Raw genomic sequence first — 22849 nt, 5'->3', positions numbered from 1 at the left:
GCATGGCGCTACCGCGCGGCGCGCGGCCTGCCTAGCATGGCAGCCTTCATTGGCTTTGCGAACCTATGCCCATGCTTGCGCGTCTCCTGTCCGGTTTCTTGATACTTGCCCTGCCGATGGCGCCGGCCATGGCGGCCGATCCGCTGCTCGTCGAGCGCATCGACCTGGGCGACAACGGCCCCGATGTGCAGGCCTACAACCTGCAGGAGAGCGGGGCGCTGCGCGTGTTCGCGCGCTCGGCGGCCGGCTTCAAGCGCTCGCAGATCTTCTGGCAGCGCCGCGGCGCGGATGGCGCCTGGCAGGCGCCCGAGCCCCTGCCGTTTGCCGATCCGCGCTGGCGCGATTCCGACCCCCATCTGGCGGGCGACGGCAAGACCCTGAGCTTCATCTCCGATCGCCCCGGCGCGGGCGAACAGGCCAGCGGCCAGCTCGATCTGTTCGAGGCCCGCCTGCTGGACGCCGCCTCGGGGCGCTGGACGGCGCCGCGCCGCCTACCCGAGCCGCTGCAAAGCCCCGGCTATGAGCTCGGCCCCGAGCGCCATGGCGAACGCCTCTACTTTGCCTCCTACCGCGCCGGTGGGCCGGGCAAGTTGTCGATCTACCAGGCCGACCAGGAGACCGAGCCGCCGCAGGCCCTGCCCGCCCCCATCAACGAGGGCGAGGCCAACAGCGACTTCACGCTCAGCCCGGACGGCCGCCATGCGCTGTGGTGGAGCAGCCGCGCCGGCGCCGAGGGCGGCGGCGACCTCTACCTGGCCGAGCGGGTGGGCGAGCAGTTCGGCCCGGCGCTGCGCCTGCCCGCGCCCATCAACGGCCCGGGCTTCGAGTTCACGCCCTCGGTGAGCGCGGACGGCCGCTGGCTGTTGTTCGCCTCCACCCGCGCAGCGCCCGGTTCGGCCCCTGGGCTGGCGCATATGTACCGCGTCAGCTGGCCGGCGCTGCTGCAGGCCCTGGGCCCGCAGGCGCAGGCCTACAGCCGGGCCAGCCTGGCGGCGCGGGTGAGCGCGCTCTGGCAGGCCCTGGGCCATCAGGCGGGGCAGCCCGCCGACGTGGCGCGCATGGCGGCGCTGCTGCATCCGCAGGCGCGCATCTGGGGCCAGCAGCTGAATGCCGGCGCCAGCCGGCTGGATCTGCGCAGCTGGTCGGCCGAGGCCTTCCTGGCCGCCCTGCGCGAGCCCGCGCCGCGCGCCCTGCATGAATGTGAAATCCATCGCGAGCTGCGCCGCTACGCCGGCCAGGCCGAGGTCTACAGCGTGGTGGAATCGCGCCGCGACCCCGCGCGCGCCGAGGCCGAGCTTGTGGGCGTCAACAGCAGCCAGTGGCAGCTGGGTCCGCAGGGCTGGCAGCTGCTCTCGCTGCACTACGCGCTGGAGCTGCCCGGCGAGGCATTGCCCGCCCACGCGGGGCGCAGCGGGCAATGCCTGGACTAGCGCCCAGCTTTGTTTACGGCTTCATCAGCACCAGGCCGCGCCGCTGCAGCAGCGGCTGCAGCTGCGGGCCATGGCCGGTGAGCTTGCTGAACAGCGTCATCGCATCCTCGCTGCCGCCGCGCGAGAGCAGGGCGGCGCGGAAGGCATCGCCGTTCTCGCGCTTGAGGCCGCCGTGGGCCTTGAACCATTCCACCGTGTTGGCGTCCAGCACCTCGCTCCACAGATAGGCGTAGTAGCCCGCCGCATAGCCGCCCATGATGTGGCTGAAGTAGGGCGTGCGGTAGCGCGGCGGCACCGGCGCGAAGTCCACGCCCTCGTTCTTCAGCACCTGGGCCTCGAAGGCCATCACGTCCCGGGCGGCCGGCACCTCGGCCGGCTTGAGCTGGTGCCAGCGCTGGTCCAGGATGGTGGCGCTGAGGTACTCGGTGGTGGCGAAACCCTGGTTGAAGGCCTTAGCGGCCACCACCTTGTCCAAGAGCGCGCGCGGCATCGGCTCGCCGCTCTGGTGGTGGCGCGCGTAATGGGCCAGCACGCTGGGCCAATCGGCCCACATCTCGTTCACCTGCGAGGGGTACTCCACGAAGTCGCGCGGCACGGCGGTGCCGGCGAAGCTGGGGTAGCGCACGTTCGAGAACATGCCGTGCAGCGCGTGGCCGAACTCGTGGAACAGGGTGTTGACCTCGTCCCAGCTCAGCAGCGTGGGCTGGCCCGCGGCCGGCGGCGGCACGTTCAGGTGGTTGGCGATCACCGGCAGCGTGCCCAGCAGCCGGCTCTGCGGCACATAGGCATTCGCCCAGGCGCCGCCGCGCTTGGAGGGGCGCGCATACATATCGGCCACGAAGATGGCCAGCTGCGAGCCGTCGGCATTGAAGACGTCGTAGACCGTCACGCTGGGGTGGTAGACCGGCAGGTCGTGGCGCTGCTTGAACGTCAGGCCGTAGAGCTGGCCGGCGGCGTAGAACACACCGTTTTCCAACACATTCTTCAGCTCCAGATAGGGCTTGAGCTGGCTCTCGTCGAAACCATACTTGGCGGCGCGCAGCTTCTCGGCGTAGAAGGCCCAGTCCCAGGCGGCGAGCTTGAACGAAGGCTCATGGCGGGCGGCCTGCTCGGCATCGATGAGGGCCTGCAGCTCGCCGGCCTCGCGCTTCGCCGCGGCCACGGCGGCGGGCGCCAGCTGCCGCAGCAGGCCCATCACGGTGGCCGAAGACTTGGCGGTCTCCTCCTCCAGCACATAGTCGGCATGGGTCGCATAACCCAGCAACTGGGCGCGCTCGGCACGCAGGGCGGCGGTGCGCGCCACGCTGGCGGTGCTGTCCTGCGCATTGCCACGGCTGCCGCGTGCGGCCGAGGCCTGGTAGAGGCGCTCGCGCAGCGCGCGGTTCTCCAGCTGGGCCAGTGCCGGCTGGCCGGTGGTGTTGAGCAGGGCGATCAGGTACTTGCCATCGCCGAGCCCGCGCGCCTTGGCGGCGGCCGCGGCATCGGCCAGCTGGGCGGGGCTGAGGCCGGCCAGCTCGGCGGCGCTGTCCACCACCAGGGCCGAGTCGTTCACCTCGGCCAGCACCTGCTGGTTGAAGCGTGCCGCCAACGTGGCCAGCTCGGCATTGATGGCCTTGATGCGGGCCTGCTGCGCCTCGCCCAGCTGGGCGCCGGCGCGCACGAAATTGCGCTGGTAGCGCTCCAGCAGGCGCAGGCCCTCGGTGTCCAGGCCCAGCTGCTTGCGCTGGGCGTGGAGGGCCTGGATGCGCGCGAACAGCCTGGGGTTGAGCGAGACCGCATCGCGATGCGCGGCCAGCTTGGCGGCGTACTCGGCCTGCAGCTTCAGGCGCGCCGGGTTGCTGTCGGCTCCCAGCAGACTGAACAGCGCGGTGGCGCTGCGCGCCAGGGTGCGGCCGCTCTGCTCCAGCGCCACGATGGTGTTCTCGAAGCTCGGCGGCGCCGGGTTGTCGGCAATCGCCTGCACCTCGGCCAGCTGCTCGGCCATGCCCTGGTCCAGCGCGGGCGCGAAGTCGCTGTCGCGGATCTGGTCGAAGGGCGGGTATTGCAGCGGCAGCTTGCTGGGGCTCAGCAGCGGGTTGGCGGGGGCCGGCGGGGAGGCCGGCTGCGAGACCGGCTGCGAGACGGCGCCGGCGACGGCCAGCGCCGCCGCGGCCACGACGACGGATTTGCGCAGCGCCCCTCTCATGGCTTGCCGCTCGCCAGCAGCGCTTCCAGCTGGTCCATCGCGCGGTTCATGCGGCGCACCAGGGCGCGGTAGGGCTCGGGCGAGGCCAGGTCCAGGCCGGCGGCGCGCGTCAGCGGGTAGGGGTCGGCCGAACTGCCGGCCTTCAGCATGGTGAAGTAGCGCTCGCGCAGCGCCAGGTCGCCCTTGGCCAACCCTTCGGCGAAGAAGGCCGCGGCGCTCACGCAGGTGGCGTACTGGTAGACGTAGAAGTCGCGGTAGAAATGCGGGATATAGGCCCACTCGACGCCGAACAGATCGTCGATCTTCACCACGCCCTGGTCGTGGCCGTGGTAGCGCTTCAGCAGGGTCAGATAGATCTTGCTGAGGCCCTCGCCGGTGATGGGCTCGCCCTTCTCGGCGGCCTCGTGCGCGGCCAGCTCGAACTCGGCAAACATGGCCTGGCGGAAGAAGGTGGTGCGCAGGTTGTCGAGCTGCTGGCTGAGCGCGAACACCTTCTCGTCGCGCGTCTTGGCATGCGCCACCATGTAGTCGGCCAGCAGCAGCTCGTTGGCGGTGGAGGGGATCTCGGCGATGAAGGTGGCGTAGCCCGAGTTCTCGTAGGGCTGCGAGTTGGAATACACCGAATGCATCGCATGGCCCCATTCATGCGCCAGCGTGGAGACGCTGTTGTAGTCCTGGTTGAAGCTCATCAGGAGATAGGGGTGCACGTCGTAGGCCGAGCCGTTCATGTAGGCGCCCGAGCGCTTGCCGCGCTGCGGCACCGAGTGCATCCAGTTCTGCTTGAAGGCATCGCCCAGCTGCTTCACATAGTCGGCGCCCAGCGGTTGCAGGGCGGCCAGCGTGAGCGCCTCGGCCTCGGCCTGGCTGTAGCTGCCCGAGGGCTTGGCCAGAGGCACGTACATGTCCTGGTAGCCGGCCTGCTGCAGCTTCAATACCTTGCTGCGCAGCTTCAGGTAGCGGTGCAGGGTGGGCAGGCCGGCATTCGCCTCCTGCACCAGGCTGCGGTAGACCGCCTCGGGGATGTCGTACTCGCCCTGGGCCAGGGCCACGCTGCTCGCGTACTTGCGGGCGCGCGCGGTGAACACCGTGCCCTTCAGATTGGCCGCGTAGGTGGCGCCGATGGTGCGCTCATAGGCCTTGTAGACCGGCCAGAAGGCCTCGAACACCTGCTTGCGGATCTTGGGGTCGGCGTCGCTGCGGTAGGCCACATAGGTCTCCTGATCCAGCACCACCTGCTTGCCGCGGATGCTGATCTTGGGCCAGGGCAGGTCGGCGTTGGTGAGCAGGGAGTAGATCTGGCCGGGCTGCTGCATGGCCTCGGCGGCGCTGGCCAGCAGTGCCTCCTCCTTGGGGCTGAGCGTGTGCTCGGCCATGCGCAACATGGTGGTGAGGTTCTGGCGATGCTTGGCCAGGCCAGGCTCGGCGGCGATGAAGCCCTCGACCTTGGCGCGGCCGATCGCCGCCACCTCGGCGTTGACGAAGGAGATCGCCTCGCCGAACTGGTTGTCCAGCGAATCGGCCAGCTGGCGGCGCGCCTGGTTCTCGGTGATCTGGGTGTTCTCGTCGGCCTTCATGCCGGCATAGGACGAGAGCCGGTTGATGCGTCGGCGCAGTGCGGAGATCTGGTCCAGGCCGGCCAGCATGGCCTTGGCGCTGCCGCCCAGCGTGCCGTCCAGCGCCTTCAGCTTGGGCAGCTCGGCGGCCAGCGCCTGGCGCTCGGTCTCCCAGGCGGCATCGCTGGGGTAGAGCTGGCTCAGGTCCCAAAGCTGGTTGCTCTGCTTGCTGGCGGTGGCGGGGCTGGCCGCGGTGGCGGCGGCAGCAGTGAACGGCAGGGACGCGCCCAGGGTAAGGGCGGCCGCCAGGGCGATGGTGGAGAGGCGCATGGGGAAGGGCTCCGGTAGGGGCAACGGGAATTCCTGGACGCGCAAGACTACCCGCGCGTGGGCCCTCTGCTGAAAGTTGGCGGGGCCACTGCGCGTATTCACCTAGATGCGTGTGGGACTGGGCGCTCGGTCGCAGATGCGGGGCTTTCGCCAAGCGTTCGGAAGCCCGCACGGGCTTCCAAATTCCTGGCTGAGTTGGCTGATCGCGTGCAACTCGCCCTTGCGCGCCTGCGGGGCCGCCGGCGTGTGCCAGTGGTGCCCGCCTTTGCTCCAGCTCACAAAAGTGCGCTCGATACATCGCCTGGAGCGACGCTTAACCCGGCTTGTCTGCGCCGCTCGGCAGCGCCAATGGTGCCTCACTGGGTGTGCGACGGATTCTTGGGCAATCGCACTGCGTAGTCCAAAATTGGGGAACGACAGACCTCACCCGTCAAGTTGATTCAGAATAACATACTGTTAATGTCGCTAGCGGTATTCTTACCGCCTCGGTGATCGCTGCTAGTCTTCGGGAAGACAAAGGTATATCTGGCATCGCCTTGGTAGATGGCCTTGTAATGCTTTCCGTCGTCAGTAAGATCGAATCCGAGTCGCGCTAGAGCATTTCGCGTTCGTGCGTCCATATCCCGATATGTCTTGAATAGCGTCTTTATCTCCTCTCCAATCCGCTGCCTTGCTCCAGAGACCTTGTTCGCATTCAGTAGGTCATGGAGCACGTGAAATCGTCTACTACCTTGCCTTGCACTTCTACAGGAATCATTGAGAGCATCTACAACAATGTCAATAATCTCGCTGGCGTAAAGATCTTGCTCATTGCCGCGTTGAAGCAAGCCCTGTTGTCCTGACTGAGATGAGGCAGCAAGGCGCCGTACCTCGGCAGAGAGGCGTGCGATCTCCTGCTCTGCTTCATCCACCCGATCTTGCTTTGCAGCTAGTTCAGCATCAAATGCGGATACAAACTCCTGCAGTTCTGTCGATCCAGCTATCTTTAGCTGCTCAAAACGCGAACGGGCAATAGTCTCTTTTAGATGTGACCAAGTGCAGAGGGTGCCTTGACGGCGATTTGATAACGCTACTCTGATGTCTTTCGCGACTTCGAGTTGGAGGGTGCGAGGGTTGGGCGTTTCGTCGTCAAGAAAGTAGGTGTTCCTTGCTTGCGAGTTTGGCCAGTAGACACCTACAGTGCCACCGAAGACATTCAGCGCTCCCGTTAGGGCTTTAACTTTGAACGAAAACGCGCGGCTAGGTTCAACTACAACGTGTGCCATGCCAGAGACGTATTTCGCAAGATCGTCGGGATTGACCAAGTGGGTGTTTCGAAATCCGGCGCTGACATACACGATTGGGAGGGTGTTATTGGCCGTTCCTAATATCAGTGCTGCCGCAATTTGCGCGTCGTCTTCGCCGAGACGAAATGGCTTATCCGTAACTGGAATTTCACCGTCACCACCGCCACCCAATTCGGCTAGGGCCTGACGAATAAAGTAGGGCTTTTTGGGTGGTGGCAATCTGGCCGCCGTATTTAGTGCCTCGCAAATTACTTGAAGACTCAGCAGGTGTTTTTCCGTTGTCTTCAATGTAACGATTGAGGTAGTTCATTGCAGCCCATCCTCGGTTCTGACATATCGAAGACCTCCAATTTCGAAGTCTTTGGTGCTGCCATTCGCTATTGAAACATGCTCACTATTAACAGAGATGGTGCGCTCCCCATCTCTTGGAATTTCTTGAAGATCTGACTCTTGAATCTTGGTGTGCGGACTACCTGTGATCCACTCGCATGCGAGATGCAGAACGTCCTCAACCGTGTTCTTTGGGTCAATAGGAAACTCAGTAGAAAAGTTTGCCATGGCACGTATATGGTTTGGGTTTTGGCAGGGGTTTCAGCTCAAAGACTGAAGCTGATTGACTCAGAGTTAAATGTGAATGTCAGAAATTTTCTTGAACGATTCGCCGTTGGCAAATGCTATTGTTCAGAATGAGTTGAGCGAGCGTCTTTAATATACTTGGTCAAATATCTTCCGAGTACCCCATGTGACGGTCATTAATTTGCGGCTTTGAGCCCGCAATGATTCAATCAAGATGCGAGGGAGCTATTTAGTTAGCCCTCGCCCGCTTTGTCGATCACAGCGAACTTTCAAACTCTCTGCTCGCCCTGATGTAATGATTTGCGCAAACCACGGGCGCCCGTGTGCAGTCATCACGTTCTTTGGGCTTGGCGTAGTTGCGGCGAGAAGCTTTTTTTGTCTGGTTTCCCGGGCCTGAGAGCGTCGCGCTCGTGCCTGAGCGCGGGCTTCCTGCGACGCTACGCGTCTACCGTGGGCTACATGCGCGCCTGCGTTTCGGCCTGCTGGTGTTTGACGGCGGTTTATTGGAGCTGATCGGCCAGTGCCTGCACGCGCCGCAAGCTTTCTTGAAGCTGAAGTACGGCGGCCTCGGCGGCTTCCTTGGTGCGTCAGGCGGTGAACTGCTGGATCACTACGTAGGCCACAACGCTGCCCGGCGTCCCGCCAAGGGTTGTGGACGACGATTCTGTGATGATTTGGAGGCACGAGGCGTGCCCTGCGCACAACTGGATCAGATGCTGCTACTTCCCCCATCACTCAATTCTGGCCGCGTACATCCGGCGTTGGGTCTAGTGGCATGCCCTGAGTGTGCGAATGTCGGCTTTGCGCGGTGTGCGCCGTTAGAGCCGGTGCTTCCGCCATCTTGCCGGCTCATGCCTTAAGCCGCGCCAACAGGCCTGGTAGGGGCGCGCCACCGTCATCCACATCGACATCATGAAACCCCTGCTCTGGATCCTCTTCACCCTGCTGTCGCTGCTCTGGACCGGCAGCGCCTGGCTGCTGGCGCGCCTGAGTGACTGGGTGGCACAGCTGGTGGCCGCGGGTGGCACGGTGGATTGGGTGGCCGAGTCGCCGCCGCTGCTGCTGGCCGGCGGCGCGCGTCTGCTGCTCGGCCGCCTGACCACCAGCCTGCCTCCATCCAGCGCGCCGCCGCCCGCGCACTGATCCCGCGTACTTCCTTGCTGCGTGCGCCAGCGCACCGACAGCGGCTGGCGCCGGGGCGCATGGTGCCGCTGATGATGGACGATCTCAACGGGGCCCGACATGCAATTCGTCGAACGGATCGACGGTGACTACCGGATCTATGCGGGCGCGCTGGAGTTGCGCGAGGGGTGCGGCTTCATTGCGGCAGTCGTGGTGCAGCAGCTGGTGGCTGGCAAGCTGGGCGGCCCGCGGGAGATCTATCGGGATACCGGCCTGTCATGCAACTATCCCTGGGCCTCCTCGGACATGGCCCTGGCCCGGGCGCTCGACTCAGGGGCGAGCGCTGTAAGGCTCGAACAGCATCGCCCCTGACTCTGCGAACCTCGACGGCCCTCAGACGTAGGCCTGCAGCGGCGGCGCCGCCACGGCCGCCATCGCGACGCGTCGGGCGGCCAGGGCCGCGCGCTGGCTGCCGATGCTGTTGCCGGCACTGCTGCCGCTGCCGCTCCGCTCGAGTTTCAGCACCTCCGCCTGCCAGGGCAGGGCGTTGACGATGTTGTTCAGGTGCAGCAGGGCCTGGTCCGGCGTGAGGCGCAGGCCGTCGGCGCTGACCAGGCGGGCATTGGTGCTGATGCGCATCGGGTCGGCCAGGGCCACCACTTCGCGGCCCATGCGCAGCCAGGTCCAGGCGATGCCCACGCGCTGATGCGCTGTGCCCAAGGTGGCGGCCCAGAGCGTGATGCCCGACACGCATTTGTCGTTTCTGTCGCTGACAGACGATTGCAAATGTTGCAGGTGCGAGCACCATGCCGCACGCGCGTCGCCTTCCAGCTTGAGTGCGCGCCACGAGTTAATATCAAAAAGGCTTTCCGCTTTATTGCTCATCGAGTGGCCCCCTTCACGTATCTGTCATGGTGGCTGCAGTCTCAAGGCGCAAGCGGCGTCCAACAACCTAGCAACCCTGCCAAGTCGACTTGGCACCAGATCTCTCCGCATGCGGCAACAGGACTACTTTGATGTGAGCCAGTCGGTGGACATTCAGGCGCTGGAAGCGAACCTGGTGGCCTTCGCCAATCACATGGATTTCGGTTTGGTGTCGGCCGTGCTGATGCATGGAGATCTGCAGTCTCCGGACGTGCGGGTGCGTTCGGTGAGCAATACGCCGCAGGCGTTCATGGAGATATCAACCAGCCTTGACGAGGCGCGTGGCGATCCGGTCATGCAGCGCCTGATGTCGCGCAGCATCCCCTTCATCTACGACCAGCGCCTGTATGCGGACAGTGGCGCCGGTGAGTTGTGGGAAGTGCAGGCTCCGTTTGGTTATTGCACGGGCATTGCAGTGGGGCTGCATCTGCCGGACAACCAGCATTTCATGCTGGGCGTGGACCGCCCCAAGCGTCTGCCTCGCAGCGAAAAGCAGCTGACGCGCATGTTGGCGGACGTGCAATTGCTGGCCGTGCATGCGCAGGATGCTGCGCGGCGCTTGCTGGGTCCTGCTGTCATCGAAGCACCCAAGCTACCCGCGCTGACGCCGCGGGAGCTGGAATGCCTGAAGTGGACCATGGAGGGCAAGAGCGCCTGGGCCGTGGGGCAGATCCTGGCGATCAGTTCATCCGCGGTGAACTTCCACATCCAGAACGCGATGCGCAAGCTGGAGGTGAGCAGCAAGCACTCGGCGGTGCTGAAGTGCGTCAGCCTGGGAATCCTCTAGAACGCATCTGTAACCGGCATCAAGCAGGTTTACAAGCTAGTCACCTTGATAGGTTACATGGGCGCGGTTTCCGCGGGACAGTTCATGCATCGCATGAACCAACCCTGAACGGAGCCCACCATGTCCCTTTTCGATCTGCTTCTTGAAGCCCTTGGCCTGCCCCGCAACGGCGGCTGAGCCCAATCCGGCCCGAGCCCCTCACTCCTCGGGCACAAAGATCCACAGCAGCAGATAGGCCAGCACGCCGGTTCCGGCGCAGACGGCCATCAGCACAAAGCCGAGGCGCCAGATCCAGGATTCCAGTCCGGTGAGGCGCCCGAGGCCGGCGCAGACGCCACCCAGCCAGCGGTCGCTGCGGCTGCGGCGAAACGAGTTCACGGCGGCGCCCGACACATAGCCGGGTGCGTCGCCGTTGCTGCCACTGTCGCTACCTTCACCCAGCACGCGTGCCTTGGCCTTGGCGTACTCGGCGTCGCTCAGCTGCCCGTTACGGTGCAGCTCGGCCAGGCGTTCCAGCTCGTTGCTCATGGACATGATGACGCTCCTCTCCACTTTCTAGTTGCTTGCACAGGTGACAGCTTGCCACGCCTGCACCTTAAGGCGCTGATGCCGCGCAAGCCATGCCGGCGCGACCAACTGCAGCCCCGCCCGCACAGGGGGTAGAAACCCGGGGTCATAGCTCGGGTTTGGCGCGCCCGGCCTTGACGCTGCTGCGCAGGCTCTTGCCCTCCAGGCGGCGTTGCTTGGAGCCCCAGGTGGGCTTGGTGGCGCGGCGCGGCTTGGGCGTGTGGGCCACGCTTTGCACCAGCTCGACCAGGCGAGCCACCGCCTCCTGGCGGTTCTGCTCCTGGCTGCGGCTGTCCTGGGCCTTGATGACGATCACGCCCTCGCCGGTGATGCGCTGATCGGAAAGCTTGAGCAGGCGCTCCTTGATCAGCGCCGGCAGGCTGGAGCGGGCGATGTCGAAGCGAAGGTGGACGGCGCTGCTGACCTTGTTGACGTTCTGGCCGCCGGGGCCGCTGGCGCGGATGAAGCTGAAATCCAGCTCCCAGTCGGCCGGCGTCCAGTCCAGCTTCATTCCAGGTGCTGCACCGTGACGGGCACGCGCCGGGTGATGGCGCACATCAGCTCATAGCCGATGGTGCCGGCGGCGCGGGCCACCTCGTCGATGGGCAGCAGCGAACCCTTGGGGCCCTGGCCCCACAGCGTCACCTCGCTGCCGAGGCCGGCATGGGGCAGCTCGGTGAGGTCCACCGCCAGCATATCCATCGAGACGCGGCCGACGGTGCGGCTGCGCTGCCCCTCCACCAGCACCGGCGTGCCGCTGCCGGCGTGGCGCGGGTAGCCGTCGGCATAGCCGCAGGCCACCGTGCCGATGCGCATCGGCGCCTCGGCCACGAAGCTGCTGCCGTAGCCCACCGAGTCGCCGGGCTGCAACTGCTGGATGCCGATCACCTTGGCGCGCAGCGTCATGGCGGGCCGGAGGTCCCAATGGTTCGCGTCGTGCTCCGGGTAGTCGGGCACGCCGCCGTAGCTCATGATGCCGGCGCGCACCCAGTCGGCCCGCACCTCGGTGAGCTGGTTGTATCGCAGTGTTGCGGCACTGTTTGAAAGCGAGCGCTCACCTGGCAGGTCGGCGGTGGCGGCCTGGAAGGCGGCCACCTGGTGGGCGATGCCGTCCTTGCCGAAGCGCTGCGCGTCGGCATCGGAGAAATGCGTCATGAGCGAAATCTCGTCCACCTGGGGCAGGGCGTTGAGGCGCGTCCAGGCTGCGCGGAAGGCCTGTGGCGTGAAGCCCAGACGGTTCATGCCGCTGTTCATCTTCAGGAAGACGCGGTGCGGTTCGTGCGTCTTGTGCATCGCCAGCCAGTCGATCTGCTGCTCGCAATGCACCGCGTGCCAGAGCTTGAGGCGCGAGCAGAGCTCCAGGTCGCGCGCCTCGAAGCAACCTTCCAGCAGCAGGATGGGGCCGCGCCAGTCGAGTTCGCGCAGGCGGCGCGCCTCGTCCAGGTCCAGGCAGGCAAAGCCGTCGGCGGCGCGCAGGCCCTCGAAGGCGGCCTCGATGCCATGGCCATAGGCATTCGCCTTGACGACCGCCCAGACCTGGGCGTCGGGGGCACAGGCGCGCGCGCGGGCCAGGTTGTGGGCGAGGGCGGAAACGTGGATCAGGGCTTCAATCGGGCGTGGCATGGGCGGGATTGTGGCATCGGCGGCGGCGTGCTTAACACACGCGCAATGGACGGTGACGTCATGCCCCCCAAAGGTGTGCATGCTATAAACCCGCCGCAGTGCTGCCCGCTTGTGACTGATGCCGGGGGCCGGCTACCGATCTCCGCAGTTCCAAGCTTGGGTACATGAAAAAAGGTTTCTACACCATCATGTCGGCGCAGTTTTTCAGCTCGCTGGCTGATAACGCGTTGCTGGTGGGCGCCATTGAGTTACTCAAGTCCTCCGGCGCGCCGGCCTGGCAGGTGCCGGCCCTGGCGCCGATGTTTGCGCTCTTCTATGTGATCCTGGCGCCCCTGGTGGGCGCTTTTGCCGATGCCGCGCCCAAGGGCAAGGTGATGTTCTATTCAAACAGCATCAAGGTGCTGGGCTGTTTGATGATGCTGTTCGGCGGCCACCCGCTGCTGGCCTACGCCATCGTGGGCCTGGGTGCGGCGGCCTATTCGCCCGCCAAGTACGGCATCCTCACCGAGCTGCTGCCGCCCTCGCAGCTGGTGAAGGCGAATGGCTGGATCGAGGGCCTGACGGTGGGCTCCATCATCATGGGCGTGCTGCTGGGCGGCCAGCTGGTGGGCCCGCGCCTCTCGCACCTGCTGCTGGGCTTCGATTTCCCCTTTGTGGACACCGGCGTGGACACCCCGCCCGAGGCGGCCATCGCCTCCATGATCGTGCTCTACATCATCGCGGCGCTGTTCAATCTGCGCATTCCGCGCACCGAGGCGCCGCTGCAGCCCATGAGCGCCAACGCGCTGGAGCTGGTGCGCGACTTCAGCCAGTGCAATGCCAAGCTGTGGAGCGACAAGCTGGGCCAGATCTCGCTGGCCTCCACCACCCTGGTTTGGGGCGTGTCGGGCAATATGCGCGTGATCGTGTTTCCCTGGGCCGCCGCGGCGCTGGGCTACAGCACCACGCAAGCGTCTTCGCTGGCGGGCGTGGTGGTGATCGGCACGGCGGTGAGCGCGGTGGTCGCCTCGCTGATGATGCGGCTGGACCGCGCCACCAACCTGATCCCGCTGGGCATCGTGATGGGCCTCTTGATGCTGGGCCTGAACTTCATCACCAATCTGTACCTGGCGATTCCCTTCCTGGTGCTGCTGGGCGCCACGGTGGGCTATCTGGTGGTGCCGATGAATGCGCTGCTGCAGCACCGCGGCCACAACCTGATGGGCGCGGGCCGCTCGATCGCGGTGCAGAACTTCAACGAGCAGGCCTGCATCCTGGGCCTGGGCGCCTTCTACACCGCGCTCACCAAGTTCGGCATGTCGGCCTTCGGCGCCATCACCATCTTCGGCCTGGTGGTGGCCGGCTGCATGTGGATGATCCGCCGCTGGCACCAGAGCAACTGCATCAAGCACCGCGACGAGGTCGAGCGCCTGCTGGCGATCGCGCGCACGGACCAGCATTGAAAGACGGGGGGGGCAGGTCTTGCCCCCTGCGCCCGGCCTTACTTCTGCTTCAGCAACACCGCCTGGATGTGCTCGCTCCAGGCCCGTGCAATCTTGAAGCAGCCGCTGTGGTTGAGGTGGATCTCGTTGTGCCAGTCGCCGCTCACGCCGGTGGCGTCGGGGGCGGCCAGGGCCAGCGGCACGGTGGTGGAGTCGAACACATGCAGGCCCGGGAAGTTCTCCTTGTCGGCCGCCATGCTCTTGAGCAGCTGGGCGAGGTGCGAGACCATCAGCCGGCTCACCGCCAGCCAGTCGGCCGACGGGATGGCATAGGCCTTCAGCGTCGGATAGAGCCAGGGGCCGGAGGATTCGCCGCCGGCCGGACGCGGCTTGGGCACCGCATAGCAATGCATGAAGACCGGGCGGCCGGCCGACGGGCCCTGGTCGCGCAGGGTCAGCAGATGCTTGACGTTGGTGCGCAGGTACTCGGCATAGGTGGCCCAGCCGGGTTCGGAGAAATAACGCGCCACGCCCTGCGAGGGCGGGCCCCATTCGGTCTGGCGGCGCAGCAGGCGCAGGTGCAGGGCCACGTCTTGCCCGTCCGGCGTGTGGGCGGGGGTCTGGGCCGCCTCGATCAGGTCGTTGCCGCCCACCGAGAGCAGGATGCCGCTCCAGGCCGGGCGGGTGGCGTCGGTGAGCAGCTGCACGAAGTCGGGCGCCGCCTCCAGGTCCACCATATGGGCGAGCGCGTCGCTCTGGCCGGCGCAGTTCACCGCCACGGTGGGCTCGGCAAACATCAGTTCCTGCAGCAGATTGGCATGCGCGTTCAGTTTCGCCGAGGCGTTGGAGAACCAGGAATCCCCTTGCGCCAGCAAGCGCCAGCGGTACGCGCCGAGATCGGGCGCGGCGGCGGACTTCAGATCCGCGGGGGTATGGCAGGCCAAATGGTCCAAGAGCAGCTCTCCCTAGGTCTTGCAAGACGTCAAGTGCGGCAGGTGAATGGGTCGTGCACGGCGCCCCGATTGGACTGCCTCGCCGCTCGGGAGCGCCATGCTATAAACCCTGGGCATTGTTGGCTGGCTCGCGCAGGATTAGCCAGTCCCTTTTGTGAGTTACCCGGCTGTTTTTTTGCGGGTTGTTGCGGCGAGCCAACCGGGCCGGCGCCCTGATGTGCGAGTTGCGCCGATGCCGTTTCTTGGATTGATCTTCAACGCCCTGGTCTGGGGGCTGTCGTGGTGGCCGTTCCGGCAGTTCCAGGCCGCCGGCATGCACCCGCTGTGGACCACGGTGCTGCTCTACACGCTCAGCTGGCTGGTGATCTGCATCGTCAACCGCGACGCCTGGCGCGAGTTCCTCGCCAGCCCGGCGCTGTGGGTCGTGATGCTGGCCGCGGGCGCCACCAACACCTTCTTCAACTGGGGCGTGGCCACCGGCGATGTGGTGCGGGTGGTGCTGCTGTTCTATCTGATGCCGCTGTGGGCGGTGCTGCTGGCGCGCCTGATCCTGGGCGAGCACCTCACCCGTCTGGCGCTGCTGCGCATGGCCCTGGCGCTGGGCGGCGCGGCCACCATGCTGGCGCCGGCCGGGGGCGGCATGCCCTTGCCGGCCAGCCTGGCCGACTGGCTGGGCGTGGTGGGCGGCATGTGCTTCGCGCTCAACAACGTGATGCTGCGCCGCGAGGCCGCGCGCGGCGCCCATGCCCGCGCGCTGGCCATGTTTACCGGCGGCGTGCTGGTGGCGGGCGCCTCGGCCAGCCTGATGGTGAGCCAGGGCCTGGCGGCCTGGCCCAGCCTGCCCGGGCCGCTCTGGCTGCTGCCGCTGGCCGGCATGGCGGTGCTGTTCTTCCTCTCCAACCTCTCGCTGCAGTACGGCGCGGCGCGCCTGCCGGCCAACGTCACCGCCATCGTGATGCTGATCGAGGTGCCGGCAGCGGCCATCTCGGCGCTGCTCTGGGGCGGCGGCCAGCTGGACGCCAAGACCGCCATCGGCGGCCTGTGCATCGTGGGTGCAGCCCTGCTGTCAGCACTGGAAGGTCGCAAAAGCTAATATCGCCGCTCCCAACAGGAGCAACCGATATGGCCCAAAGCGTCTACGACTTCAGCGCCCTTTCCATCACCGGCCAGCCGGCCGAGCTGGCCAGCCAGCGCGGCAAGGTGCTGCTGATCGTCAACACCGCCAGCGCCTGCGGCTTCACGCCCCAGTTCAAGGGCCTGGAGCAGCTCTGGAAGGACTATGCCGAGCAGGGCCTGGTGGTGGTGGGCTTCCCCAGCAACGAGTTCGGTGCCCAGGACCCCGGCAGCAACGACGAGATCGCCTCCTTCTGCGAGCTCAACTACGGCGTGAGCTTCCCGATGATGGCCAAGGTCGAGGTGAACGGCGCCAAGGCGCATCCGCTGTGGCAATGGCTCAAGGGCGAAAAGCCCGGCATCCTCGGCACCGAGGGCATCAAGTGGAACTTCACCAAGTTCCTGGTGGGCCGCGATGGCCAGGTGCTCAAGCGCTACGCGCCCAACGACGAACCCGAGAAGCTGCGCAAGGACATCGAGCGCGCGCTGGCGGCCAAGCTCAAGGCCTGAGGCTGCCGTCGCGCAGCCGCCGCCGCAGGCGCGACAGCGCCACCTCGGTGATGCCCAGATAGCTCGCCACTTGCTTCTGCGCCAGCCGCTGCGCCAATGCCGGCTCGTCGGCCAGGAAGCGCTGGTAGCGTGCGGTCGCGTCCAGCATCAGCAGCTGCTGCTCGCGCAGGGTCTGGCGCGCCAGACCGGCGGCCAGGCCCTGCAGGATCAGCTCCAGCGCCTGCGGCCAGGCGCGCTGCAGGGCTTGCAGCGCCGGCCCCGAGAGTTCCACCAGCTCGCTGGGCTCCAGCGCCTCCACCATGCCGGCCGCCGGCGCCGCCGCGCCGGGTAGGCCCAGCCATTGCAGCTCCGGGTAGAAGGCGTGGTTGCGCTCGCGCCCCTGCGCATCCAGGAACACGCTGCGCAGCAGCCCCCGCTCGACCCAGGCCAGGCCCTCGCCCGGCCAGCGCTGGCCGCGCGCCAGGCGCCGCCGCGGCAAGGCCTGCCATTGCGCCAGGCGTGCGGCGTCCTGTTGCAGCCAGTCGAGAAAGGCGGGCCCGCACACGGGGCAGGGTGTCGTCATGAACCTGGGTTAATGCAGTGGAGGGCGGGGCGTCCGAGCATCATGCCCCATGAACACCTCCCTCTTCTTCTTCCCGCGCGGCGGCTGGAACTGGCCGCACCTGAGTCTGCTGCTGGCGCTGCCGGCCTATGCCTGGCTCGCCGGCCGGCTCGGCTGGCAGGCCGATCTCATCCTCACGTTCGGCACGCTCGCCGGCCTGGCCTGGCTGATGCTGTGGGAGCGGCTGCGGCCGGCGCGGCCCGACTGGCAGGCCAGCGCCACCGAGCTGGCCCGCGACCTGGGCGCGCTGGGCGTCAACGCCCTGGTCGATGCCGCCGCCGGCCTGCTCATCGCCGGCGCGGCGCTGCACTGGCAGGCCGCCCGCGCGCAGCCGGGCCTGGCGCAATACCTGACCCCGGTGCTGGCCCTGCCGCTGGCGGTGGCGCTGGGCGAGCTGGGGCCCTACTGGCTGCACCGCGCCGCGCACCGCCTGCCCTGGCTGTGGCGTTTTCACGCCCTGCACCATTGGCCGGCGGCGCTGAACACCAGCAACAGCGTGCTGGTGCATCCCGTCAACCTGCTGTGGAACAAGTTCGCGCGCGTCGTACCCTGGTTGCTGCTGGGCTTCAGCGCCGAGGCGATGCTGTGGGCGGCGCTCTTCATCCAGCTGCAGTCGCTGGCGGTGCACGCCAATCTGCGCGGCAGCCTGGGGCCCTTGAACTGGCTGATCGGCAGCGCCGAGCTGCACCGCTGGCACCACAGCGTGCAGGCCGCCGAGGCGCACAACTACGGCACCGCGCTGCCGCTGTGGGACCAGCTGTTCGGCAGCTTTGTGCATCGGCCGGGCGCGCGGCCGGCGCGGGTGGGCTGGCTGGCCGGCGCCGTGCGCCCGCGACGGGCGCCCTATTTGGGCTGCTGCTGAGCGCGCCGCAACGAAATCCGGGGCGCGCACCTGCCCTGTAAGCTCTGTCAGGTGGACGCCGGCGGGGCCGCCGCCTAAGGTCTCTGGCACGGGCTGCCTGGCCCGGCAGGGAGGGCGATATGAGCAGCAAGCAGCTGGTGGCGGGCATCCTGCCCCTGGGTGACGGTTACGGTGATGGTGATGGCGGCGGCATGGCCGCCGCCGAGCTACCCGAACAACTGCGCGCCACGGCGCGCTCGGTGGGGCTGTGCCTGTCGGGCGGCGGCAGCCGCGCGCTCAGCTGCGCGATGGGCCAGCTGCGCGGCCTGCGCGCGCTGGGCAAGCTCGACCAGCTGTTCGCGATCTCCTCGGTGTCGGGCGGCACCTGGGCCAACAGCCTGTTCACCTACCTGCCCGAGCGCATCAGCGACGACGACTTCCTCGGCCGGCCGGTGCTGAACCCCGGCGCGCTGACCCTGCTGCTGGGCCCCAACCGGCTCGACCACCTGCCGCCCAACAACCTGGGCTGGGTGCCCACGCGGCTGGGCCTGTTCAGCGATCTCGACGCCATCCTGGAGCTGAAGGCGCGCTACGGCTATGCCAACGACGATCTCTGGCAGGGCCTGATCGGCGAGCGCATCCTCAAGCCCTATGGCCTGTGGCAGCCCGACGGCAGCGGCTTCGACCCGCGCTACTTCAGCTGGACCTCGGCCTATCTGCATGCCGGCAACGGCATCCTCGCGCGCAACCCGGGCCTGTCGGCGCGCGACTTCGTCTGCGTGGAGCGCCGCCGCCCCTTCCCGATCTTCAACACCGCGCTGTTCAACAACGATGGCGCGATGGCCGACCTGATCCCCTTCGAGTGCAACTTCCAGCTCGGCGTGCGGCAGTTCTTCCCGGCCGCGCCGGAGCAGCTGGGCGCGATCGGCGGCGGCCTGCTGGACAGCTTTGCGATGGGCAGCGACTACCTGGCCGAGGCCACGCCCGGCCAGGTCGACACCAGCCTGCCGGCGCGCGCCTTTGCGCTCAACGACATCGCCGGCTGCAGCAGCGCGGCCTTTGCCCAGGCGCTGGAGGAACAGTACCCCGAGCTGTCCGGCCTGGTGCCGCGTTATGCCTACTGGCCGGTGGGCGACCGCCGCCGCCAGCCGGCCCGCCACTACCGCTTTGCCGACGGCGGCAGCCTGGAGAACCTGGGCGTCAACGCGATGCTGGCGCGCGGCCTGCGGCGCCTGATCGTGTGCGTCAACACCGACGAGCCGCTGGGCCGCGACGCCGGCAGCGGCGAGATCATCGTCTCCAGCGATCTGCCGCCGCTGTTCGGCCTGCAGCCCTACCAGCCCGGCCTGGGCTATGTGCCCTATGGCCCCAGCCAGCCGGGCCAGGGGCCGACGCGGCAGTACCGCCACAGCCAGGTCTTCCCGACGGCCAGCTTCGCCGCCCTCAAGTCCGGCCTGTACGCGGCGCGCCAGGCCGGCGGCGCCATCCTGCTGCGCCAGACCCTGCCGGTGCTGCCGAACCGCTGGTTCGACGTGCCGGGCCAGGACGCGGTGGAGATCCTTTGGGTCTACAACGACTTCGTTGCCAGCTGGTGGAACCAGCTGGCCGAGGACGTGCGCCTGGCCATCGACGTCGAGGGCCTCGGCCAGTTCCCGCGCTACAACACCTTCACCCAGCTCGAGCTCAGCGCCGTGCTGGTGAACGCGCTGGCGCATCTGAGCTGCTGGTGCCTCGCGTCGGATTCCACCCTGGGCAATCCGGGTGGCCTCAGCAATGCACAGATGGTCGGCGCGATGTTCGATTGAGCCAGCGGCCGCAAGGATTCCACCATGACAAGCATCCGTACCCTGCTGCCGCTGGCCCTGCTGCTGAGCGCCTGCGCCGGCCCCCCGACGCCCATCCCCAGCGGCACGCCCGTGCCGGATGCGGCGGGGCCGCTCAAGGTGGTCAACCTGGATCAGGGTTGGGACGAACAGACCCAGCTCGCCTTCTGGTTCTCCACCCAGGGCTCACGCATCGTGCTCTACCGTTGGTTCCTGGCGCTGGAGCAGGCCGACAGCGATGCGCCCTTCCGCAGCGATGCCAATATCGAGCGCTTCGGCTATCTGCCGGCCCGGCCGGGGCCGGGGCGCTGGAACCCGGATGGGCTGCCCATCGGCTTCACCAAGACGGCCGAGCAGGCCGGCCAGGCCTGGATGGGCCTGAGCTGCGCGGCCTGCCACACCACCCAGCTCAACATCAAGGGCGTGGGCCTGCGCATCGACGGCGGCCCCGCCATGGCGGACTTCAATCTCTTCTTCGGCGAGCTGGTGGCGGCACTCGCGGCCACGCGCGACGACCCCGCCAAGTTCGCGCGCTTTGCCCAGCGGGTGCTGGGCGAGGCGGCCAGCGTGGCGCAGCAGCAGACCCTGCGCGAGGCCCTGGTCAAGCAGCTGGCCGATAGCAGCGCGCGCCTGGCGCTCAACAAGCCCGGCCACCCGCCCGGCCATGCGCGCCTGGATGCCTTCGGCAATATCTTCAACGAGGTGCTGGTGGTGGCCTTGAACGAGCCCGCCAATGCGCGCCCGCCGGATGCGCCGGTCTCCTATCCCTTCCTCTGGGACACGCCGCAGCACGACGTGGTGCAGTGGAACGGCTCGGCGCCCAACGGCCCCTTCGGGCTGGGCGAGCTGACGCGTAATGTCGGCGAGGTGCTGGGCGTGTTCGGCGGCTTGCGCGTCAGCGACTGCGGCAAGGACAGCTGCAGCTATCCGAACCATGTGGACATCCGCCAGCTCGGCGAGCTGGAAGGCTGGGTGCGCAGCCTCTGGTCGCCGCAATGGAGTGCGCAGTACCTCGGCCCGCTGGATGCCGCCATGCGGCAGCGCGGCCAGCAGATCTACCAGGCCCAGTGCCTGGGCTGCCATGCCAGCATCGAGCGCACCGACCCCTTCCGCCGCGTCACCGCGCAGCTGCGCGATGTCGGCAGCGACCCCGCCATGGCCACCGCCGCCGCCATGCGCGTGGCCAAGACCGGGCCGCTGCAGGGCACGCTGGCCCTGCCCACCCTGCAGCGCTACGGCGCCGAGGCGGGTGGCGGGCCGCTCACGGTGCAGGGTGCGGTGGGCGTGCTGCTGGGCGACAAGGACGCCACGCTGGCGGCCCTGCTGAGCCAGTTCGACGCCCAGCTGCGCGACGAGTTGCGCGGCGGCGCCAGCGTGGCCAGCATGGCCGCCGATGCGCGCCGCCCCAGCGCGCAGATGCTGGCCCAGGCGCTGGGCGGCGGCTCCAGCGCCCACGCCGCGAATCGCGCCGCGGCACCCGCGCCGGCGCCCAATGCCATTTACAAGGCCAGGCCGCTGAACGGCATCTGGGCCACTGCCCCCTATCTGCACAATGGCTCGGTGCCCACACTCTGGGAGTTGCTGCAGCCGCCGGCACAGCGCATGCGCAGCTTCCAGGTGGGCAGCCGCGCGTTCGATGCGCAGCGGGTGGGCTTCGACACCCAGCAAGGCCCGTATCGCTTCGACACCACCCTGCCCGGCAATGGCAATGGCGGGCACGCCTACGGCACCGCGCTCAGCGAGAGCCAGAAGCGCGATCTGCTCGAATATCTGAAGTCGCTTTGAGGGCCAGCCGCCCATAGGCCAAGCGCAGGCGGCCGGCCGCAGCGGCCGCGCGCAGCAGCTGGTTGACGGTCTGGCGCGAGACATTGGCCAGCGCCGCCAGCTCGGTCTGGGTGGCGCGAAAGCTCAGCCAGCCCGCGTCGTCGGGCGCCTGGCTGGCGCCGCGCTCGCGCGCCAGCTGGGCCAGCGCCAGCTCGAAACGCTCGGCCGCGCTGCGGTGGCGCGCCGCCTCCAGCAGGCGCAGCGTGCCCTCATAGCGCAGCGCGAATTCGCGCATCAGCGCGCGCGCAAAGCCGGGCAGCTCGTCCATCGCGTAGCGGTAGGCCTCGGGGCCGAATATCAGCACGCGGCTGGCACGCAGCGCCACCGCCTCGTAGTTGGAGGGCTGGCCGGTGACGAAGGCGGCGAGCCCGAACAGGCGCGGCGCGCGCACATGCTCCAGCACCGAGACGCGGCCGTCGGCGGCGCTCAGGCGCGCGCCGATCTCGCCCTGCAGCACGGCATAGAAGGCCTGGGTGCGCTGGCCCTGCGCGAACAGGCCCGCGCCCGCGGCGAGGCGCCGCACCGGCAGCAGGCGCTGCAGCGCCTGCAGCTGCGCCGCGTCGGGCGCGAGCTGCGGGAAGTTGCCCTGCAGCACGCGCAGCAGCTCGGCGCCGCCGCTGGCCCGCATTCAGTAGCGCTCCAGGATGCGCTTCCAGCTGCCGTCCTGCTGCATGAGCTGGAAGCTGCGTTCCAGGCGGGCCAGCTCGGCCAGCCAGGGGGAGCGCTTGGACAGCACCACAAAGGGCGTCTCGCCCTTGAGGCAGAAGGGCTGGCGCAGCAACGCCAGCTTCAACTCGGCCAGCAGCGCGCGCGCCTGGCGCTCCGGTATCACCACCACCTCGATGCGCTCGCGCGCCAGCATCTCCAGCGCGGCGCGGTAGTCGTTCACCTCGGTGCGCGACAGGCCGGCGGCGGCATTGTCGAACTCGGCGCCGTAGCGCTTGCCGCGGTGCACCGCCAGCATGCGGCCCTGCAGGTCCTGCAGGCTGTTGATGGGCCGGGCCCCCGGGCGGGTGTAGAAGCATTTGTCCTCGGCCGGCAGCTCGATGCGGCTGTAGTGCAGGAAGCGCTCGCGTTCCAGCGAGCGCAGCGGTCCCATCATCAGATCGGCCTCGCCCTGTTCCATCATCAGAAAGGCGCGCGCCGAGGGCACCTCGCTGAACTGCAGGGCCCAGCCCAGGCGGCGCGCCGCCTCCTTCAGCAGCTCGTAGTACAGGCCGCCGCCGTCCTCGCCCTGGAAGCTGCGGTAGGGCGGGTCGCTGCTGCCGACCACGCGCAGCGGCGCCGTGGTCTGCGCGGCAGCCGGCAGGCACAGCAGCGCCAGGCCGGCCAGGGTGGATCCAAGCCATGCGCGTAGCCGGGCGGGCAGGAATTGCATGC

General features: G+C 67.7%; 21 protein-coding genes. 10 read left to right on the top strand and 11 right to left on the bottom strand.

Going from position 1 to position 22849, the window contains the following annotated elements:
* The first annotated feature begins 71 nt into the window (after positions 1-71).
* Positions 72-1430 (top strand): TolB family protein, encoded by a 1359-nt coding sequence (locus AC3WQY_RS10005; RefSeq protein ID WP_492707958.1) that lies wholly within the window; start codon positions 72-74, stop codon positions 1428-1430.
* 13 nt (positions 1431-1443) lie between these two features.
* On the opposite strand, the gene AC3WQY_RS10000 is transcribed toward AC3WQY_RS10005, so the two are convergent.
* From AC3WQY_RS10000 to AC3WQY_RS09990, 3 genes are all read right to left on the bottom strand, one after another.
* Positions 1444-3615, bottom strand: a complete 2172-nt coding sequence (locus AC3WQY_RS10000) for a M3 family metallopeptidase (protein WP_492707956.1) — start codon at positions 3613-3615, stop codon at positions 1444-1446.
* Complete coding sequence (gene pepF / locus AC3WQY_RS09995) at positions 3612-5498, bottom strand: oligoendopeptidase F (protein WP_492707954.1); 1887 nt, start codon at positions 5496-5498, stop codon at positions 3612-3614. The genes AC3WQY_RS10000 and pepF overlap by 4 nt, the downstream gene beginning before the upstream one ends.
* A gap of 440 nt (positions 5499-5938) precedes the next feature.
* Positions 5939-7072 carry a hypothetical protein gene (locus AC3WQY_RS09990; RefSeq protein WP_492707952.1) on the bottom strand — a complete coding sequence of 378 codons (1134 nt, stop codon included), beginning with the start codon at positions 7070-7072 and terminating at the stop codon, positions 5939-5941.
* Positions 7073-8272: 1200 nt separating this feature from the next.
* Between AC3WQY_RS09990 and AC3WQY_RS09985 the strand changes: the two genes are divergently transcribed.
* On the top strand, positions 8273-8503 hold the full coding sequence (locus tag AC3WQY_RS09985; protein WP_492707950.1) for a hypothetical protein: 231 nt from the start codon (positions 8273-8275) through the stop codon (positions 8501-8503).
* 99 nt (positions 8504-8602) lie between these two features.
* Complete coding sequence (locus AC3WQY_RS09980; RefSeq protein ID WP_492707948.1) at positions 8603-8854, top strand: hypothetical protein; 252 nt, start codon at positions 8603-8605, stop codon at positions 8852-8854.
* A gap of 21 nt (positions 8855-8875) precedes the next feature.
* Here the strand turns inward: AC3WQY_RS09980 and AC3WQY_RS09975 are convergent, their stop codons facing one another.
* Positions 8876-9367, bottom strand: coding sequence for a DUF4902 domain-containing protein (locus AC3WQY_RS09975; RefSeq protein WP_492707946.1), 492 nt, complete (start codon positions 9365-9367; stop codon positions 8876-8878).
* A 109-nt stretch (positions 9368-9476) separates the two neighbouring features.
* Between AC3WQY_RS09975 and AC3WQY_RS09970 the strand changes: the two genes are divergently transcribed.
* Entirely contained in the window at positions 9477-10193 is a 717-nt protein-coding gene (locus AC3WQY_RS09970) for a helix-turn-helix transcriptional regulator (RefSeq protein WP_285234714.1), read from the top strand.
* Between the two features lie 198 nt (positions 10194-10391).
* Here AC3WQY_RS09970 and AC3WQY_RS09965 read toward each other — a convergent pair whose 3' ends face one another.
* The 3 genes from AC3WQY_RS09965 to alr form a co-directional block, all read right to left on the bottom strand.
* Complete coding sequence (locus AC3WQY_RS09965; protein ID WP_285234715.1) at positions 10392-10727, bottom strand: PspC domain-containing protein; 336 nt, start codon at positions 10725-10727, stop codon at positions 10392-10394.
* 139 nt (positions 10728-10866) lie between these two features.
* Complete coding sequence (arfB, locus tag AC3WQY_RS09960; protein ID WP_492707943.1) at positions 10867-11271, bottom strand: alternative ribosome rescue aminoacyl-tRNA hydrolase ArfB; 405 nt, start codon at positions 11269-11271, stop codon at positions 10867-10869.
* Complete coding sequence (gene alr / locus AC3WQY_RS09955) at positions 11268-12383, bottom strand: alanine racemase (protein WP_492707941.1); 1116 nt, start codon at positions 12381-12383, stop codon at positions 11268-11270. The genes arfB and alr overlap by 4 nt, the downstream gene beginning before the upstream one ends.
* Before the next feature lie 164 nt (positions 12384-12547).
* Between alr and lplT the strand changes: the two genes are divergently transcribed.
* Entirely contained in the window at positions 12548-13825 is a 1278-nt protein-coding gene (gene lplT, locus AC3WQY_RS09950) for a lysophospholipid transporter LplT (RefSeq protein ID WP_285234718.1), read from the top strand.
* Positions 13826-13863: 38 nt separating this feature from the next.
* On the opposite strand, the gene AC3WQY_RS09945 is transcribed toward lplT, so the two are convergent.
* The gene (locus tag AC3WQY_RS09945) at positions 13864-14757 is read right to left on the bottom strand and encodes a hypothetical protein (protein WP_285234719.1); all 894 of its coding nucleotides are present in this window, start codon (positions 14755-14757) and stop codon (positions 13864-13866) included.
* Positions 14758-14989: 232 nt separating this feature from the next.
* Here AC3WQY_RS09945 and AC3WQY_RS09940 point away from each other — a divergent pair, with 232 nt between their 5' ends.
* Positions 14990-15850: a DMT family transporter gene (locus tag AC3WQY_RS09940; protein WP_285234720.1), complete on the top strand. Its 861-nt coding sequence runs from the start codon at positions 14990-14992 to the stop codon at positions 15848-15850.
* Positions 15851-15879: 29 nt separating this feature from the next.
* Positions 15880-16380, top strand: a complete 501-nt coding sequence (locus AC3WQY_RS09935) for a glutathione peroxidase (RefSeq protein ID WP_285234721.1) — start codon at positions 15880-15882, stop codon at positions 16378-16380.
* On the opposite strand, the gene AC3WQY_RS09930 is transcribed toward AC3WQY_RS09935, so the two are convergent.
* A complete protein-coding gene (locus AC3WQY_RS09930; protein ID WP_492707937.1) occupies positions 16370-16942 on the bottom strand; it encodes a Crp/Fnr family transcriptional regulator in 573 nt (190 codons plus the stop codon). The genes AC3WQY_RS09935 and AC3WQY_RS09930 overlap by 11 nt on opposite strands.
* A gap of 49 nt (positions 16943-16991) precedes the next feature.
* On the opposite strand from AC3WQY_RS09930, the gene AC3WQY_RS09925 reads away from it, so the two are divergent.
* From AC3WQY_RS09925 to AC3WQY_RS09915, 3 genes are all read left to right on the top strand, one after another.
* A complete protein-coding gene (locus AC3WQY_RS09925; RefSeq protein ID WP_492707935.1) occupies positions 16992-17843 on the top strand; it encodes a sterol desaturase family protein in 852 nt (283 codons plus the stop codon).
* A gap of 119 nt (positions 17844-17962) precedes the next feature.
* Complete coding sequence (locus tag AC3WQY_RS09920; RefSeq protein WP_492707933.1) at positions 17963-19627, top strand: hypothetical protein; 1665 nt, start codon at positions 17963-17965, stop codon at positions 19625-19627.
* Positions 19628-19651: 24 nt separating this feature from the next.
* Positions 19652-21430 carry a di-heme-cytochrome C peroxidase gene (locus tag AC3WQY_RS09915; protein WP_492707931.1) on the top strand — a complete coding sequence of 593 codons (1779 nt, stop codon included), beginning with the start codon at positions 19652-19654 and terminating at the stop codon, positions 21428-21430.
* On the opposite strand, the gene AC3WQY_RS09910 is transcribed toward AC3WQY_RS09915, so the two are convergent.
* Positions 21381-22097 carry a Crp/Fnr family transcriptional regulator gene (locus AC3WQY_RS09910; protein ID WP_492707929.1) on the bottom strand — a complete coding sequence of 239 codons (717 nt, stop codon included), beginning with the start codon at positions 22095-22097 and terminating at the stop codon, positions 21381-21383. The two genes, AC3WQY_RS09915 and AC3WQY_RS09910, sit on opposite strands and share 50 nt — an antisense overlap.
* The gene (locus AC3WQY_RS09905; protein WP_285234727.1) at positions 22098-22847 is read right to left on the bottom strand and encodes a substrate-binding periplasmic protein; all 750 of its coding nucleotides are present in this window, start codon (positions 22845-22847) and stop codon (positions 22098-22100) included. It lies immediately after the preceding gene.
* Positions 22848-22849: the final 2 nt, after the last annotated feature.

The organism is Roseateles sp. FW301-B2, assembly GCF_058788955.1.
Note: the sequence above shows the minus strand (reverse complement) of the source record. Positions and strands in the feature narration are given on the sequence as shown.

Excerpts from the sequence above, each read along its gene's own strand:
- AC3WQY_RS10005 (WP_492707958.1), top strand. The coding sequence starts at position 72 with ATGCTTGCGCGTCTCCTGTCCGGTTTCTTGATACTTGCCCTGCCGATG.
- AC3WQY_RS10000 (WP_492707956.1), bottom strand. The coding sequence starts at position 3,615 with ATGAGAGGGGCGCTGCGCAAATCCGTCGTCGTGGCCGCGGCGGCGCTG.
- pepF (WP_492707954.1), bottom strand. The coding sequence starts at position 5,498 with ATGCGCCTCTCCACCATCGCCCTGGCGGCCGCCCTTACCCTGGGCGCG.
- AC3WQY_RS09985 (WP_492707950.1), top strand. The coding sequence starts at position 8,273 with ATGAAACCCCTGCTCTGGATCCTCTTCACCCTGCTGTCGCTGCTCTGG.
- AC3WQY_RS09980 (WP_492707948.1), top strand. The coding sequence starts at position 8,603 with ATGCAATTCGTCGAACGGATCGACGGTGACTACCGGATCTATGCGGGC.
- AC3WQY_RS09975 (WP_492707946.1), bottom strand. The coding sequence starts at position 9,367 with ATGAGCAATAAAGCGGAAAGCCTTTTTGATATTAACTCGTGGCGCGCA.
- AC3WQY_RS09970 (WP_285234714.1), top strand. The coding sequence starts at position 9,477 with ATGCGGCAACAGGACTACTTTGATGTGAGCCAGTCGGTGGACATTCAG.
- AC3WQY_RS09965 (WP_285234715.1), bottom strand. The coding sequence starts at position 10,727 with ATGTCCATGAGCAACGAGCTGGAACGCCTGGCCGAGCTGCACCGTAAC.
- arfB (WP_492707943.1), bottom strand. The coding sequence starts at position 11,271 with ATGAAGCTGGACTGGACGCCGGCCGACTGGGAGCTGGATTTCAGCTTC.
- alr (WP_492707941.1), bottom strand. The coding sequence starts at position 12,383 with ATGCCACGCCCGATTGAAGCCCTGATCCACGTTTCCGCCCTCGCCCAC.
- lplT (WP_285234718.1), top strand. The coding sequence starts at position 12,548 with ATGAAAAAAGGTTTCTACACCATCATGTCGGCGCAGTTTTTCAGCTCG.
- AC3WQY_RS09940 (WP_285234720.1), top strand. The coding sequence starts at position 14,990 with ATGCCGTTTCTTGGATTGATCTTCAACGCCCTGGTCTGGGGGCTGTCG.
- AC3WQY_RS09935 (WP_285234721.1), top strand. The coding sequence starts at position 15,880 with ATGGCCCAAAGCGTCTACGACTTCAGCGCCCTTTCCATCACCGGCCAG.
- AC3WQY_RS09930 (WP_492707937.1), bottom strand. The coding sequence starts at position 16,942 with ATGACGACACCCTGCCCCGTGTGCGGGCCCGCCTTTCTCGACTGGCTG.
- AC3WQY_RS09925 (WP_492707935.1), top strand. The coding sequence starts at position 16,992 with ATGAACACCTCCCTCTTCTTCTTCCCGCGCGGCGGCTGGAACTGGCCG.
- AC3WQY_RS09920 (WP_492707933.1), top strand. The coding sequence starts at position 17,963 with ATGAGCAGCAAGCAGCTGGTGGCGGGCATCCTGCCCCTGGGTGACGGT.
- AC3WQY_RS09915 (WP_492707931.1), top strand. The coding sequence starts at position 19,652 with ATGACAAGCATCCGTACCCTGCTGCCGCTGGCCCTGCTGCTGAGCGCC.
- AC3WQY_RS09910 (WP_492707929.1), bottom strand. The coding sequence starts at position 22,097 with ATGCGGGCCAGCGGCGGCGCCGAGCTGCTGCGCGTGCTGCAGGGCAAC.
- AC3WQY_RS09905 (WP_285234727.1), bottom strand. The coding sequence starts at position 22,847 with ATGCAATTCCTGCCCGCCCGGCTACGCGCATGGCTTGGATCCACCCTG.